Below are 15,530 nucleotides of genomic sequence, written 5' to 3'. Positions count from 1 at the left end.
GAGCATCGCTTTGCCGACTATCGACTTCGCCGTGAATGCCGCCAAGTTGCACAGGATTAGTTACCCGGACAGTGGCGGTATGTGGAGGGTCGTCAGTTGATTGCTGAAGCGAGATCGTTGAGGGACTGCTCAAGTTCCTCGGCGGAAACCGCCGGAAGGTGCGCAAGGATTTCTGCGTTGTCGACGGCGGACCAGTTGTAGGTCAGCGTGACCTCGGTCGTTTCCGCATCAATAGGCTTGAGGGTGTAGAGCCATTCCCATCCGCCCGGGCTGTCGGCCTCCTGGGCAAGAGCGGGCTTCCAGCCGATCATCTTGCCGTCATCGAATGCCGTGACGTGATTGTTTGTCTGGTACTCATTGCCGGTACGTCCCACCATGTTCATGAGGAACGTGTCCCCGACGGCGCTAATACGTTCGGTGTTGTCCGATGACCGCACCATGCCGGAGCCGTCAAAGTTTGGGTGCCGTGCCGGTAGCGACAGGGTGTCGAAAATGTCCTTTGCCGAGTGGTCGATTGTTCGAGTAACTGTAATCTGCTTCTCGTCATGTGCCATAGCTTCATCCTCACGTGGAACGGCTTCCCGATAAAAGGTATTCAGCTGAGAGGAAGAGAGCCCAACGCGTCCAGGAACTATTCAGTGACTCGAGAGATTGGGCTGTGGGCAGGGGGTGTAAGAAGTGGTTGGGGTGTGTGACGGAAAGGGAACTGTGGTGCGGGATAGCGGAAAGTTGCGCATATCGACCGAGTCGAAAGCCGAGTTTCCTGGCGTAATCATAGGAAGATAGGCCTATGCAAGGGTTGTCCCTGTGGTGTACATCCTCGTTGTTTGAGCGGGAACGTGGGAAGATGGGCGGGAACGAAATTCACGCACGAAGGAGCTCACGTGTCAGAAAAGTTGCCTCTCGTAACCAGTGTTCAGGCGATCAACTGGAACAAGATCATCGACGAAAAGGATGAGGAAGTCTGGGATCGGCTTACCGCTAACTTCTGGCTACCCGAGAAAATCCCGCTGTCGAACGACATCCAGTCGTGGAACACCCTGACCGGACCTGAGCAGCTCATGACGACCCGTGTCTTCACAGGCCTGACGCTTCTTGACACGGTCCAGGGAACGGTTGGAGCAGTATCGCTGATCCCGGATGCTGTGACCCCGCACGAAGAGGCCGTGTACACGAACATCGCGTTCATGGAGTCGGTCCACGCGAAGTCGTACTCGTCCATCTTCTCGACGCTCAACACGTCCGAGGAGATTGAGGAGACCTTCCGCTGGTCGGAGGAAAACGAGCACCTTCAGAAGAAGGCCCGCATCATTCTCGACTACTACCACGGTGATGATCCGCAGAAGCGTAAGGTCGCCTCGGTCATGCTCGAGTCGTTCCTGTTCTACTCCGGCTTCTACGCCCCGATGTACTGGTCTGCTCACGGCAAGCTCACGAACACGGCCGATCTTATCCGCCTCATTATTCGTGACGAGGCAGTGCACGGCTACTACATCGGCTACAAGTTCCAGGTTGCCAACCAGAAGGAAGACGCAAAGCGTCAGGACGAGCTCAAGGAGTACACGTACGACCTGCTGCAGGACCTGTACGACAACGAAGAGGACTACACCGAGTCGCTCTACGATGATCTTGGCCTGTCCGAGGACGTCAAGATGTTCCTCCGCTACAACGCGAACAAGGCTCTGATGAACCTTGGTTACGAGGCTCTTTTCCCGTCTGATCAGACCGCGGTCAACCCCGCGATTCTTGCGGCGCTGTCCCCGGGTGCCGACGAGAACCACGACTTCTTCTCCGGCTCAGGGTCCTCCTACGTCATCGGTACCGCCGAGGCGACGGAAGATGAGGACTGGGACTTCTAGAAGTTCATCCCCGGTCACGTAAAGATTAAGTAGCGCCCCGGATCTGCGAGCTATCGCTGGTCCGGGGCCTTCTTGTGCCTCCGGTTGAGCAATGATCGGCTTCAGGTTTAGGGCTCAGTCGGGGCCCGGATGCTGGTGAAACGATCCGCCTGTGGTTCGAGGAGTCTCATGAGCCTCAAATCGGCGGTGTGAGGCTACCCTGCCAGAGCATCATGCCCACCAGGCTTCGTTGGTTTCTTCGTAGCGGTATGGCGCAGTGGCTGATTGGGCTTGATCGTCGGGTTCACCGGTATTTGCGCAACGCAGGTGGGAGGGCCAGCGACGTAAGCAGCATCGAGAGAGATCTGCGCCCGCATGCTTTGCTGGAGGTGCCCGAATTGTGCGTGACCTCCACAGAACCGTTCTCGGCTCACAAAATTGACGGTTGGCAGGGGGACCGTAGGGTGCTTGGGTGCGGTCAGGGGATTCTTGCGGCACGGATCGGTAGACGGTGCGGGAACAGAAGGATGCTTTAGATAGCTCCAGGGTGCTCCCTCTCCCTGAACCAGTTGTTGACAGCTGTGACTATCATGAACCATCGGATCAGCATGGGAGTCTGAAGATGTCCGTTGCGCTTGCTCGCATGTCGTCGCAGTTGCTTGTCGAAGGCCGTTCTCCGGTTGAGGTTGTCTCCCATTTTGGCGCTATGCAGGGGCAGGACTTCCCCGGGGTAATTACGTCGATCGCCCTTCGGACTCAACGTCGTTCACGCCAAGATGTCATCGATGCTTTCAACTCGGGTGCTCTGGTAAGAACCTGGCCGCAGAGGGGAACCCTCCATGTTGTCGGCAGTGACCGTGTGCGGGATGTTCTTGCGGTTGCCCGGAAACGCACATTCCCTGGGACAGTGAAGCGCCGCGAGGCCCTCGGTATCGATGAACAGGTTCTCGAACAGGCTCGGACTATTGCGCGCGATGTTGTAGGTGATGGGATCACGCGAAAGGAGCTTGCCGCGGCGTGGGAGAGCGCGGGCCTGGTTAACCAGCCGGGACAGGTCTATCACCTCATTTTCCATCTGAGCATTGAGGGGCTTCTCGTCTGGGGGCCGATGAGAGGGAAAGAGCAGCTCCTTGTTCTCCTTGATCGGTGGGTTGCACCGAGCGCCGAGAGACCATACGAGGACATCATTGCCGAGATCGTGACCCGCTATGTCACTTCCCATGCCCCAACAACGCGCAAGGATGCTGCCTGGTGGGCGAACATCCCGGTGACCGCCGTTGACCGTGCCCTCGAGGGAAGCCGGTTTGTCTTGAAAGATGGGTACTGGCGTAAGCCGGACGAGAGCCTGGCCAGTAGTCGAAGCATTCAGGTGCTTCCCGGTTTTGATGAGATGATTCTCGGTTACTCGGATCGGTCGGCAAGCGTTGCCGACGAACATGCTGTGGCGATCTGTCCGGGAGGCAACGGAGTGTTTAAGCCGACCATCATGTCGGCGGGCCGAGTTATCGGAACCTGGCAGAAAACCGGGCTTCAGACCACCTACTTTGCCGAGCCCACTACCGCTCTCGACAAGCGAGTACAGAAGGCGCTTCGCAAACCGCCCCTGTCGGGAGGCTCCTAGGGTTCGTTGCCCAACCGGGGCTGTAACGTCGTGGGATCATCGACCGGGCGTCGCTCGGGCCGGGTCTTGGCGCTACTGCACGGTGTTCTCGGCAATTGATTCCTCGAGATCGCGGTGTGCTTCGTCGAGCCGATCCCGGGCTGCGGTTAGGTCTTCGACAGTTGTGTACGTCGGGTAAGAGGGGCCGAGATATCGGTCGTACTCTTCGCGCAGGGCGTTGTAGGGCTTCTCGAGAACGGTTGCGCCATTGTCGAGTGCTCTCTCGGCGGTCTGAAGCGTTTGACGAATATCCCGCGTAATCGCGACCGTTTCGTCAATGAGTTTGAGGACATCGTCGTTCTCGGTCCATTCCTTAACCCGGAAGATCATGCGGTTGGTGCGTTCTTGGTCGGCGTGGAGTTGACGAAGCGTTGAGCTTTGCACGGTGGCCGCTGCCCGATACTCCTCGGTCGATGCGTCGGTCAGGTAATTGGGAAGTGAGTGCTCCTGTAGAGACTCCCGGTATAGGTTCAGCATGTCGCACCAGACTTCCTGGGAAAACGTACGGCATGTGGAGGCAAGGAGCGTTGCTTCGAAGAGCTCGGACTCGGCACTGCGCAGATCGATCTCCAACATGTCGTAAGCAATGTCGTACCTGCCCTGCTGATATGCCTTTTCGTCCCGATCATCCAGGTAACTGGGTATAAGTGAGAAGGCCGCAATAAGCGCCACGACAAGGATCACGGCGCAGATGCTTATCGCGACGAATCTTCTCGAGATAGCTGGCGTACGTTCGGTGCTGGTGGGGGCCATGACTGCTCCTTGGATTTATCCCCACTATGGCATGACGAAACAGCCAACCCGGAGGAATTCGCCGGGGAGTCCTCGCCAAATGGACCGCCGGGGTCCCGGCTAAGAGACCCGGCTGTGTTTCCTACTCGGGAATCTCGATGTCCTGGGCAACATCCCATTCGGTGTACGCGGTCTCCACGGTTAGCGGGTCAGCACCATCGGAGCTGGATGTCGTTGTTGACTTCAACTGGTGATAGTCCGACCCCACCCACATCGTTACCTCGGAGGTATAGCCCGAATCCTCAAACACGCCCTTGAGGATCGTGTACTCAACGCCATCGATAACCTCGGTTCCTTCAACCGTGTAGGTCGTGCCCTCGGGAATCTGGGCCGTTGTAATCGCGGGGTTGTGAGCATTCCGGTAGGTCGGCAGAACCTGCGTTGCTTGAGCGACCAGGTAGTTGTCGGAGGTGGCATCACCCTCCTGCCAGACGCCGTCTCCCTCGTTCACCCAAGCGTTCGTTTCGGTCGCGATGATCGTGACACCATCCGGATACGTGACCTCCACGGTGAACGGATCCGTGTTGACCCTAAGGGTGCTCGTTCCGCTGCCGGACACGGTCGAGGTTGTTGCATACCCTTCCGAATCGGCCAGCGTCAGCGTCGTGCACACCAGGAGGTCGTAGGTTAATACCTCTGTGGGATTGCCGGCCAACGGATCGGTGCACTCGTAACTGGCGGGAGCAATCGACTCGGAATCCTGAGTCGGCTCCGCCGTATCGGTGGATGCGTTCGTTGAGGCCGTTTCAACCGGAGCTTCCTCATCGCCGCAGGCGCTGAGAACAATAAGGGCGGCGATGGCCGTGGCAGATACTGACGTAAGGCGGGACATGGTGCCAAGACTACGGCAGGTCCAGGGCCGTGAGGTGTGCACATGGATGTGAATCACGCTCCGAGCGCGAATACTCCCACCAACCTCCAAGGAAACCTGTGAGCCCAATCATCGAAGCGGAGCTAGTAGCCGAGTGATGGGATTGTTGGAACGTGTCCCCACTGTGCTGAGAGGCTCCGGCCGCCTGGTTAGCTCACCTGGTTATGGCCTGGAACCGGCGGGTACAAGCCGTCCGGAACGCGGTCGGATAGGATCGTGTCATGCGCATCCTTATCGTCTGCACGGGTAATATCTGCCGGTCTCCCATGGGAGAGATTGTTCTGCGAGAGAAGCTGGCTCAGGCCGGGATCTCCGCGGAGGTCGATTCGGTCGGCGTATCGTCCGAAGAGCATGGACGGGGCGTTGACACTCGAGCCGCACGAGTCCTCCGTGAAGCCGGATACGACGTGCCGAGAAGGAGCGCGCGTAAGGTTACCTCGCAGGACCTCGAGGATTCCGACCTGGTGCTGGCCATGACAGTTGGGCACGCCAAAGAGCTCGGTGCGCTCGCGGAACGTCACGGAATCTCGACCGACAAGATTCACCTGTGGCGTGAATACGATTCGTCCTCGAGCCTCGGCGTGGCGCCCGGGGAGTGTTTGGGGAAGGCGGATACCTTGCTACCAAAAAGTCTGAGGATCGAGGCCACTCAAACCTGTACATGTCCGATGGCGAATGGGACGTTCCAGATCCGTGGTACGGCGGACAAGAAGGCTTCTACGACACCCTTGCTGTTGTCGAGAGCGGTGCCGACGGGATTGTCGCGACTCTCGACTGAGCGGGTTTAGTTCAGCGCCGCGTTGCCCGTGTCTTCGGCTTCCTGCAGGCCCTGGTCGACGGGAAGCTCCCCGTTGATGATGTCCCAAATAATTGGCTGGATCTCTTCGAGGGCGGGATGAATATCGAGTGAATGGGACGAGATCGTTGTGGCATCCGTTGAGCTCTCAATAAACACTGAGACGTCCACGCCTTCTTTCGCCCAGTAGTTCACGTACGTGTCTTGACCGGTGATGGAGGCGGGGAAGGCCAGTCCGTGGCTCGCGAGCGGATCCTGGCCCTGGTCTGAACCGAGCCAGACGAGGAGCAGTGCGGTTTCCTCTGGGTGTTCCGACTCGGCATTGCCAGCAACGGCTATGCCGTCAACGACCGAGATCTTGCCGTTGGGCCCACCCACGATCGGGGCAACGCCCCAGGTGAAGTCCGCGCCTTCGGCGATCAGTCGGAGGGCGTCCGAGTCGCCCTGATAGAGGGCGATGTCCTCATCAATAAACAGGTCAGCTGCGCCATGCTCGTGGGACGTGGTTGCTTCCAGCGGTGGGGAGACGTCGTGTTCGTTGATGAGGTCGGTGAGGTACTGAGTGGATTGCTCACCTTCATCGCTCGCAAAAACAAAATGGCCGTCGTCGTCCTGGAACTGCCCGCCTGCCTGAACAAGGAAAGGAACGAAGGTGCGGGTCAGGTCGGGCTGAACAGCGTACCCATATCTCGCGATCGAGTTCGGGTCGAAGTCTTCGGTGCCCGCGCTGTTGCCGTCCTCGTCAACGGTGAGGGTCCGGGCGACCTCGAGAAGAGTGTCCTCTTCTTCGTCGGGTGACCATGTCAGATTCTCGACGTTTGTTTCAATGTCGGCGTACAGGTCGCGGTTGTAGTAGAGGGCAACGGAGCGCCACATTTGGGGCACTCCCCAAAGCTGGTCTTCAAGAGTGAAGAGCTGAACCAGGGACTGCGCCCATCCGCCGCGGTCTGCGGTGATCTCAACAATCGTGCCGTCTTCGGCAAGAGCGGCCACGTTGGAAGGATCAATCCAGTATGCGTCCGGCATCGTGCCATCCGCAGTGTCGGATTCGGCCCGGTCCCAGTACTGGTTTTCATCCACCGTTTCGATGGTGACGGAGATGTGCGGGTTTTCGGCTGTGAAAGCATCGAAAGACTCTTCGTATGCGTCCTCCGCCCCGATGTCCCAGATCCGGAACGTCAGCTCAACGGGGTCCGGTGCGGTTGTGGCGTCGGTTGTTTCGTCACCGTTTGGCGCTGAGGAGCAGGCACCCATGAGTAGGGCAACGGCCGTGAATGCCGCCAAGAATTTCCGCGTCATCGGCCCTCCTCTTCGAGTGAGCAGACAGCCGGTCCGCTCTGACACAAGAATATCGTATGTCGGATAGCCGAAACCTTGTTGAATGCACTATTTCATTGAGAGCTCAACGGAAAAAGAAAAGTTCTCGGTGCTGTGACGGCTCGGAAAACGTTAGAAGAGCGTGTCTTGTGGGACCTCGGTTTCTTCCGCAGCCTGCTTCTTGGTCTGCTTCGTCGAGGGAACATAATTCCAGGTGAGGAGGTGTTTTTCGGAGAAGGTTCGGGAGCAACGACCGCAGCTCAGAGGCCGCTTTGGCCTGCGATATCTGGCGTGCACGTGACCGGCGGAGCAGGTGCCCTGCCAGGGGGCGTCAGCCACCGGGAAGTCGGGTCCGGTACATCTTCTCGGGCTTGTGCCAAGTTCTTTTGCTTTTGCCTGCCACACGGGGCCGTGCCCGTGGCCATGGCCGACGAGGGCGTGTGCGATCTCGTGGAGGATTGTGTGCCTCACCTGTTCCTCCGTGCACAGCTGTGTGAGGTGCTTGGACAGGGTGATGGTGCGGGTTGTGAAGTTAGTCTGACCGGCACGCTTCTTTGCTCTATCCCATCTAAAGTTCCACGACAGGCCGTGCTCAGCCATGAGGTTCAGGGCGAGTTGGCGTGCAGGCACAAGTTCCATACCAATATTTCACCACGTTCTGAGCATGATCGTCCGAGGCTGGGATATGCACTACCTTTAAAGGGTGACATGGATGGGTGAGATCGCGCGGACCTCGAATGATTCAGGGATGAACGCGTTAGTTCCGGGTGCCTGGAGTCCATCCGGGCCGGGCTGGGGCACGCAACCCGCCTGGCTTTCCACCAGCACCGGCCCGAAAGATTCCACAATCCAGCATCGGGTCGATGTCCTTGTTATCGGTGCGGGACAGGCCGGCCTCGCTGCCGCCCACGAGCTTCACCGCGCAGGAATGCGAGGCTTTGCCGACGGCGTCGATATCACCGGCACGTATCTCGTGATTGATGCTGAAGTGCGCCCGGGAGGCGCCTGGCAACACCGTTGGCCGACGCTCACCATGGAAACGGTTAATGACATTGCGGACCTGCCCGGACTGAAAGTTGGGGAACACAATCCGACCGATCTGGCTTCCCATGTCGTCCCCGAATACTTCACAAGGTACGAAGAACACTTTGACTTCCCCATCATGCGGCCCGTCTTCGTCTACTCGGTTGAGCGGCACGAGGGCCAGTACCTCGTGAAAACCTCCGGTGGCACCTGGCTGGCCCGAGCAATCATTAATTGCACGGGAACGTGGACCCGCCCCTTCGTTCCCTACTATCCGGGGCAGCAGTCTTTCCGCGGTATCCAGCTCCACACGCAGGATTACCGTGGCCCAAATCAGTTCACGAGGCGCCGTGTTGCCGTGGTCGGCGGCGGTATCTCCGCCACCCAACATCTTGCCGAACTTGCCCCGGTCGCTAAATCCACTGCCTGGTACACGAGGCGTGAACCCAACTGGATTGATAGTGGCGGGAAACTGAAGACCGGTATGCAGGTGGAGGAAGCGGTGAGGGCCCGCGTTGAGGCTGGCCTGCGTCCCCTGTCCGTTGTTGCCGCGACCGGCCTTCTCGTGACCGACTCGGTGCGAGCAGCTCGGGAGGCCGGGGTCTTTAACCGGAAACCCATGTTCAAAGCGGTCGAGCCGGACGGTGTTCGGCAAGCCAACGGGAAACTGTGGAAAGCCGACATCATCCTGTGGGCCACGGGCTTCCGATCGGAGCTCCGCCACTTTGCACCCCTGAAGCTCCGTACGTCAGATGGTGGAATCATGATGAAGGGCACAGCGGTGGCCGGTGAACCCACGATTCAGCTGATCGGATATGGGCCAACGGCCTCAACAATTGGGGCCCGCTGGGGCGCTCGGAAGGCCGTGCGGGAACTGAAGAGCATCCTCAAGATAAGCTAGGGCCATTATGGCCTCTACTGACGTTGTCAAAAGCATTACCTCTGTTGGTCTCGTCCCCGCTAACCGCACGCGGGACCACGTGCAGAGGATCTTCTCCGGACTGTTTTTCGGTTCCTTCATAGGATCGATGATCGCGATCCTGTTCTTTGATGAAAATATGACGTTGCTCGGCTACGCCGTACCTTTCATCGGTGCATTTGTCATCGCAATCATCGGATTTGTGCTGTGGAAGTTGGCTAAAGGTAAGGATGTTGATGAATCCGTGCCCGTTGTCGCGAAGGTCCTGGGAACCGCTGAGTCGGTAGCCGAGAGAAGCGTCCGTACCGGCGGCATTCTCTGCCCCGTCGTGGTGCGCCCCCTCGAAGGCGAGGACTTCCGTTCCGTCGTCCTGTCCACTTCGGAAACGAAGGAACCCCCGAAAGACATTGCGCCCGGAACGATCATGGCTCTTCGTCAAGTCGAGCCCGGGCTCGGAGATCTGATCTCCGCCCCGGCCAATGATGAGCAACGTGCCCTCATGGAACGTTGGGCGAGAAACCCGAAGCTTGTCTCCAACCGAGCACCGGCACTGCCCACCAGGCGTGGCCCGCTCGAACGCAAGCCGGCCAGTGCGGCCATCGAGTTCTACGCTTCGATTGGCATTGGCGCGGCCCTGCTTTTCAGCCTCGTCCAACTTGTCTGATTCGCGGATTTACGCTCTTCGACACCATTTTGTGAAGGAAACAGGGGGAGGTTCCGTGAACCTCTCCCCATCGACATTGATGCAACTGTCGCCGCTCCGGCTTACTCTGAGATGAAGAAAGGCAGGTCTGCGTGGTACTAGGCGATGAAGATACGTGGGATCCAGAGATCCACGGCTCCCCAGGAAGTGACCAGGGGGATTCACGCGAACCTGCCGCAGACCAGCAGCCCGCCACACCCCAGCAGAACCCCGAAGACTCATTCTCGTTCCTCACCGATAGTCCGCAGGAAGAAAACCGGAACCACAACCAGCAAAATCCTCACGAACAGCAGACACCGGACCAGCAGCGGGGCACGAATCAACAGCAGAAGCGGAGCCCGGCCCACAGCCAAGACCGGCCCCAGCAATGGCCGCTGGCCCCGGCTTCCGGGACGCCTGGCTCGGGAACGGTGGGGGATTCCGTCCGCGGGTTTGTGGCCGGTCCCGGCTGGCAAGGTCCGCCCGGCTCCGCCAATAACGATTCTCCCGGCCGTTCCCAGCAGCCTGGTCACCAACAGCCTGGACCCCGGCAGGGGACCCGACTAGGAGCCGGAGGGAACCGGCCCCTAGACCAGGCTGCTGGTGGCGGGCGTATGCCCGGATATTCGCAACAGGGAGTAGCACAGTCAGGTAACGCGGCCCCGCAACGGGCTCAGAGGCCGGCCGTTAACGAGTCGCAGATGCCCGGCAGCAACCAGGCGCAACGTCCTGCCGGTCGCCAGCCGCAGTCGGGCGCACAGACAGGGGAGGAGAACACTTACGGGCACTATCGGGACTGCGGCATCTTGCCCTGGTGGGCATGGTCCGCGATCGGTGCCACGGTTATCGCCTGCGGTGCGCTCGTATTTATCGCCGCGAGCCCCTCGAGCCTTGATCCGACCAGCTCCCAGGGATTCGACCCGGCGTTTCACGACAAGTATGAGGGCATGGCAGTTCTTGGCCCGGGCGCCGAATTCTCAGAAACGGTTGATGATGTGCCGTGGGATGTCTCGATCGCTGAAGTCAATTGGCACGCGACCGAGCAGGTCGCGTCCGAGACGAGTATGTCCTCCCCGGCTAACGGGATGCGATACGTCGGTGTCAGGATTGATGCTGGCACGAACTACTTGAATTCCACCCCCGTTGAAGAGGCTTTCCTGTTCTACTACATCACCCCGGCAGGGCAGGAATACACCGAGCACTACTGCGGATGGGGATGCTTGGAAAGTGCCTCGACGTCTGCGACCGAATTTGATGGGTGGGTGTACTTTGAGGTTCCCGCGGAAATCCCCGAAGGGGGTTACCTCCGGGTCAACCTGCTGTATTCCGGCGAGAACGATACCCTCATGGAGATGCAGTGAAGCTTCCAGATATCCCGCAGTACGAAGAGCCCACGACACCGCCGGAAAACTTCCGGCCCCGGTCGGTAGCCCCGGTCGAACTTGGCCCGATCCGTGAAGAACAGGTTAGCCACCCCGAGCGGCCCATGGACCGCTACCTAGAGGACCTGTACGGAGACCGTAAGCCCGTCATAGAAGCGGAACCCGTCGATGAGGTCCACGTCCAAAAGTTCCCGCTCATCATGTGGGGATGGGCGGTGTGGACGCTGGCTTTTGCCCTCCTTGCTATCTTCCTCATCCTCTTCCTTTAAGACCTGACCGGGCTGAAACCAGAGTCGGCCAATTCCCCAGCCGATTGAACAAGTCCGCACGCTCCTCGGCGGTTCCCCGCCACCCTGAGCATCGCGAGAGAAACTGGAAAGTGCTGAACTCTCGGGGATCTGGCAGTTTCTTGGTGTTACCAGGCAACCGGAGAACTGTTGAACTGGCTATGACAGAAGCTTGGCGATTCTCTGCAGGGAGACCTTGACCGAGGTGCCGAGCTTTTGGGCCCAGAGCGAGACGCGGAGTTCCTCGATAAGCCAGCGAGCCTTTTCCGCGGCGGCTTCGGCTTCAAGAGAATCCGGCTTGAACTTCTCAAGCATCTCTTCGGCCTGCGCTACCTGCTCTGCCTTCGCGTCATCCTGGTCGAGGCTTGATTCGAGCCGGACCGCCGCAGCATTGAGGAAGCGGGGGAGGTGGGCGAGCCACTCCGAAGGCGTCTTCTTCAGGAAACCGTCGTAGACGAGTGCGTCTGCCTGGTCCTTCACTTCGGCTGCCACCCCAAGCATCGATGAGGGGGCGCGGTCGATGGCGACAAGCAGTTCCCGCCACGAGCCAAGAATGCGGCCCGTAATCTCGGCGAGACGATACACCTCGTCCTCAACTCGGTTCCGAATCTTCTCCGCGACAGCATCGAGCTCTTCCTGTTTCCTGATCTTGACGACCGGCCCAGCAAGGTTCCGTACCGCCGCCCACTGGAGGTCTGCGACAAGCGATTCTGTTGTCGCATAGGGGGACCCCGCCATCGTCAGCGACAGGGTTGGTGACCACCGGGAGGTGATTCGTGCAGTGGGAAGGGAGAGCTTCTCCGTGAGCTTGGCGAGCACGCCCAGGCGATGCTCGCGGGCCTGCTCCCGTGGAGTATCGAGCACTTCAACGCGCACGTTCCCGCCACGGTCAACGAGGGCGGGATAACCCTTGGCTCCGCCCGCCTCGACGGAGGCGGGGAGGCCGTCCTTACCGAACCCGTCCTTCGGTAGCGTGGGCTGGATTGCTTGGGCCACAGCCTTCTTTACGGCTGAGGAAACGGCTTGCTTCGTGTCGGGCTTCAGTTGCTTTTGCAGGTGGGTGATAGATGAGCCGGAGGCAAGAACCTTCTTCTTGTCGGACACCACCTTGAAAGTGACAGAGAGGTGTTCCGGTAGCTCTCCCCACTCGTCGATCTCCACGCCGCGCAAATGCAATACAGCGGCAGCGAATGCTTCCCGGTAGGTGGGTACATCCGCCTGGCCTGCGGATACGTCTTCCCACGCTGGGAGGACCTCGAGGACCGCCCTGGCAACATCGGGGGCGGGAACAAGCTCCCGGCGGAGCCGTTTTGGCAGGGACCTGATTGTGGCCTCGGTGAGCTCTTTCAGCATGCCGGGGACGAGCCAGTCGAAACCGTCGTCGGTGAGCTGAGGGAGGATCGTCACGGGAACCGTGATTGTCATTCCGTCCGACCGTCCACCCGGGTTGAACCGGTACTCGATGGGAAGCTCAATGCCGCGCTGCACCCAGGTGTCCGGGTAATCATTCTCGGAAGCCACCTCCTCACCGAGGAGAAGAGAACGCGGATAGACAAGATCGACGCGGCTCTTGTTCTTCTTGTACCAGGCATTGAAATGAGCGGCGGAAACGATGTCTTTCGGGACCCGTTCGTCAAAGAACTGTTCAAGTTCCCGTTCGTCCGCCACCAGACCGTGCACGCGGCGGCGCCGCTCGACCTCCCGAGCTTCCTCAATCGCGGCCTTATTTTTCTTGATGAATGGATGCCAATTGTCGCGCCACTGATTCTCCACGAGAGCGTGACGGATAAACATGTCGCGAGCCAGCTCGTGCGCTTCCATTGTCCCGACCTTGGACAGGAGAACCTGCCGGTCTGCAAACAGCGTCATGCCGTACAGCATGACCTTCTCGTGGACCATGGCGGCACCAAGCTTAGTTGACCAGAACGGTTCGGAATGAACGCGGTTCATGACGTGGGAGGCCAGCGGCTCCACCCATTCCGGTTCAATCTGGGCAACCGTTCGAGCGAAGAGCCGGGATGTTTCCACGAGCTCCGCCGCCATCACCCACGACGGGTGCCGCTTGGCGAGGCCGGAGCCCGGCCAAATAATAAACCGTGAACCACGGGAGCCCTCGTAGTCCCGCTTCCTCTCATCCCACGAACCAAGCGACGACAGGAGGCCAACAAGGAGGGACTTGTGGATCTCGTCGGACTTCGACCTGTCGAAGGCGCGGACAGCCGTTGCCACGTCGCCTGCTTCGCCAATGAGCTTCCGGGACGGAATACCAATGCGGTTTGCCCCAAGGGAGCGACCTACCTGACGTAGCTGGGTGACGACGTCACGCCACTCCCGGTAACGCAGGTAATTCAGGTATTCGGCCCGGCACAGCCGGCGGAAAGCCGACCCGGACAGGTCGCGTTGCTGAACATTCAGGTAGCGCCACACGTTGAGGTAGGCGATAAAGTCCGAGCGCGGGTCGGTAAACCTGGTGTGGTAGGCATCAGCCTCGGTGCGCTTCTCCGAGGGGCGCTCGCGAACATCCTGGACGGAGAGTGCCGCAACGATGACGAGAACCTCGGAGATCACGCCGTTGCGCTGGGCTTCCAGCAGCATTCGTCCCAGCCGCGGGTCGATGGGGAGCTGGGCCAGCTTCGACCCAATTCGGGTGAGTTTCCCGCCCCTGATGGCACCGATCTCGTCAAGCAGTTGGAGCCCTGCCCGCACCGCTGTCATCTGCGGCGGGTCAACGAATGGAAACTCGGCAACCTCACCAAGCCCCAGCGATGCCATCTGCAAAATAACCGAGGCAAGCGAGGTGCGTTGGATCTCTGGTTCGGTGAACTCGTCCCGTTGCTCGTAGTCCTCCTCGGTGTAGAGGCGGATCGCAATGCCGTCGGCGACGCGACCACATCGACCAGACCGCTGATTGGCGCTCGCCTGCGAGACCTTCTCGATCGGCAGGCGCTGTACCTTCGTCTTGTTCGAATAGCGGGATATTCGTGCCGTCCCCGGGTCGATGACGTAGCGGATCCCGGGGACCGTCAGCGAGGTCTCGGCAATGTTGGTGGACAGGATGATCCTCGTCCACCCGTGGTCCTGGAAGATCCGGTGCTGCTCGGCGGCACTCAGCCGGGCATAGAGGGGAAGTGCTTCAACTGAACCTGGCTTGCCCTCGCCGGGCGCCGCATAGTTCCTTAGAGCGTCCTGGAGGGCCTTGTCAGCATCCCTGATCTCGCCCTCGCCGGACAGGAACACGAGAATGTCTCCCGGGCCTTCAGCCATGAGTTCCTGCACGCCGTCGACGATTCCGGTGACCTGGTCACCATCCTTCGGTTCGCGGTAGCGGAGCTCAACGGGATAGGTACGGCCGGAGACCGAGATGATCGGCGCGGCTTCTTCCGGTGTTGCCTGGAGGGGGCCGAAGTGCTCGGCGAACCGCTCCGAGTCGATCGTCGCGGACGTAATGATGAGCTTCAGGTCGGGCCGCTGCGGTAGTAACTGGGCGAGGTATCCGAGGAGGAAGTCGATATTGAGGGAACGCTCGTGCGCCTCGTCAATGATGATCGTGTCGTACCGGGATAGAAGCGGATCGCCCTGAATTTCGGCAAGGAGGATGCCGTCGGTCATGAGCTTCACAAGAGTCGTGTCGGAGACCTGGTCGGTAAACCGCACCTGGTAACCGATCTGTTGGCCGAGCTCCACTCCCATTTCCACGCACAGTCGTTCGGCAACGGAGCGGGCGGCGATCCGGCGGGGCTGGGTGTGCCCAATCATTCCGTTGATCCCTCGACCGAGTTCGAGACAGATTTTTGGTAACTGTGTTGTTTTTCCCGATCCGGTCTCGCCCGCCACGATCACGACCTGGTGATTCGCTATTGCTTCCGCGATTTCGTCCCGGCGGGCCGAGACGGGCAGGTCGGGATACGTAATCGGGGGAACGGCGGCGCGCCGTAATTCAGGGGTACTCATATCAGCATCGTC

The 15,530-nt window shown here is 59.7% G+C and carries 13 protein-coding genes; 7 read left to right on the top strand and 6 right to left on the bottom strand.

Annotated elements, in window-relative coordinates:
- Positions 1-92 precede the first annotated feature (92 nt).
- Positions 93-554: an SRPBCC family protein gene (locus EJ997_RS09270; protein ID WP_126704299.1), complete on the bottom strand. Its 462-nt coding sequence runs from the start codon at positions 552-554 to the stop codon at positions 93-95.
- Positions 555-884: 330 nt separating this feature from the next.
- On the opposite strand from EJ997_RS09270, the gene nrdF reads away from it, so the two are divergent.
- On the top strand, positions 885-1,859 hold the full coding sequence (nrdF, locus tag EJ997_RS09265; protein ID WP_126704298.1) for a class 1b ribonucleoside-diphosphate reductase subunit beta: 975 nt from the start codon (positions 885-887) through the stop codon (positions 1,857-1,859).
- Between the two features lie 601 nt (positions 1,860-2,460).
- Positions 2,461-3,459, top strand: coding sequence for a winged helix DNA-binding domain-containing protein (locus EJ997_RS09260; RefSeq protein WP_126704297.1), 999 nt, complete (start codon positions 2,461-2,463; stop codon positions 3,457-3,459).
- 72 nt (positions 3,460-3,531) lie between these two features.
- Here EJ997_RS09260 and EJ997_RS09255 read toward each other — a convergent pair whose 3' ends face one another.
- Positions 3,532-4,251, bottom strand: a complete 720-nt coding sequence (locus tag EJ997_RS09255; RefSeq protein ID WP_126704296.1) for a hypothetical protein — start codon at positions 4,249-4,251, stop codon at positions 3,532-3,534.
- A 121-nt stretch (positions 4,252-4,372) separates the two neighbouring features.
- Positions 4,373-5,122, bottom strand: a complete 750-nt coding sequence (locus EJ997_RS09250; protein ID WP_126704295.1) for a hypothetical protein — start codon at positions 5,120-5,122, stop codon at positions 4,373-4,375.
- A gap of 260 nt (positions 5,123-5,382) precedes the next feature.
- Here EJ997_RS09250 and EJ997_RS09245 point away from each other — a divergent pair, with 260 nt between their 5' ends.
- Positions 5,383-5,949, top strand: coding sequence for a low molecular weight protein-tyrosine-phosphatase (locus tag EJ997_RS09245; RefSeq protein ID WP_228201457.1), 567 nt, complete (start codon positions 5,383-5,385; stop codon positions 5,947-5,949).
- On the opposite strand, the gene EJ997_RS09240 is transcribed toward EJ997_RS09245, so the two are convergent.
- Entirely contained in the window at positions 5,946-7,256 is a 1,311-nt protein-coding gene (locus tag EJ997_RS09240; RefSeq protein ID WP_126704294.1) for an ABC transporter substrate-binding protein, read from the bottom strand. The genes EJ997_RS09245 and EJ997_RS09240 overlap by 4 nt on opposite strands.
- Positions 7,257-7,406: 150 nt before the next feature.
- Positions 7,407-7,913, bottom strand: a complete 507-nt coding sequence (locus EJ997_RS09235; RefSeq protein ID WP_126704293.1) for a SprT-like domain-containing protein — start codon at positions 7,911-7,913, stop codon at positions 7,407-7,409.
- Positions 7,914-8,022: 109 nt separating this feature from the next.
- Between EJ997_RS09235 and EJ997_RS09230 the strand changes: the two genes are divergently transcribed.
- From EJ997_RS09230 to EJ997_RS09215, 4 genes are all read left to right on the top strand, one after another.
- Positions 8,023-9,198: an NAD(P)-binding domain-containing protein gene (locus EJ997_RS09230; protein ID WP_126704292.1), complete on the top strand. Its 1,176-nt coding sequence runs from the start codon at positions 8,023-8,025 to the stop codon at positions 9,196-9,198.
- A 7-nt stretch (positions 9,199-9,205) separates the two neighbouring features.
- Positions 9,206-9,880 carry a hypothetical protein gene (locus EJ997_RS09225; RefSeq protein ID WP_126704291.1) on the top strand — a complete coding sequence of 225 codons (675 nt, stop codon included), beginning with the start codon at positions 9,206-9,208 and terminating at the stop codon, positions 9,878-9,880.
- A 719-nt stretch (positions 9,881-10,599) separates the two neighbouring features.
- A complete protein-coding gene (locus tag EJ997_RS12935) occupies positions 10,600-11,259 on the top strand; it encodes a hypothetical protein (RefSeq protein WP_164719922.1) in 660 nt (219 codons plus the stop codon).
- Positions 11,256-11,549 (top strand): hypothetical protein, encoded by a 294-nt coding sequence (locus EJ997_RS09215; protein WP_126704289.1) that lies wholly within the window; start codon positions 11,256-11,258, stop codon positions 11,547-11,549. Before EJ997_RS12935 ends, EJ997_RS09215 begins: the two co-directional genes overlap by 4 nt.
- 177 nt (positions 11,550-11,726) lie before the next feature.
- Here the strand turns inward: EJ997_RS09215 and hrpA are convergent, their stop codons facing one another.
- On the bottom strand, positions 11,727-15,518 hold the full coding sequence (gene hrpA / locus EJ997_RS09210) for an ATP-dependent RNA helicase HrpA (protein ID WP_126704288.1): 3,792 nt from the start codon (positions 15,516-15,518) through the stop codon (positions 11,727-11,729).
- Between the last annotated feature and the right edge of the window lie 12 nt (positions 15,519-15,530).

This window comes from Flaviflexus ciconiae (genome assembly GCF_003971195.1).
Classification (GTDB): domain Bacteria; phylum Actinomycetota; class Actinomycetes; order Actinomycetales; family Actinomycetaceae; genus Flaviflexus; species Flaviflexus ciconiae.
Note: the sequence above shows the minus strand (reverse complement) of the source record. Positions and strands in the feature narration are given on the sequence as shown.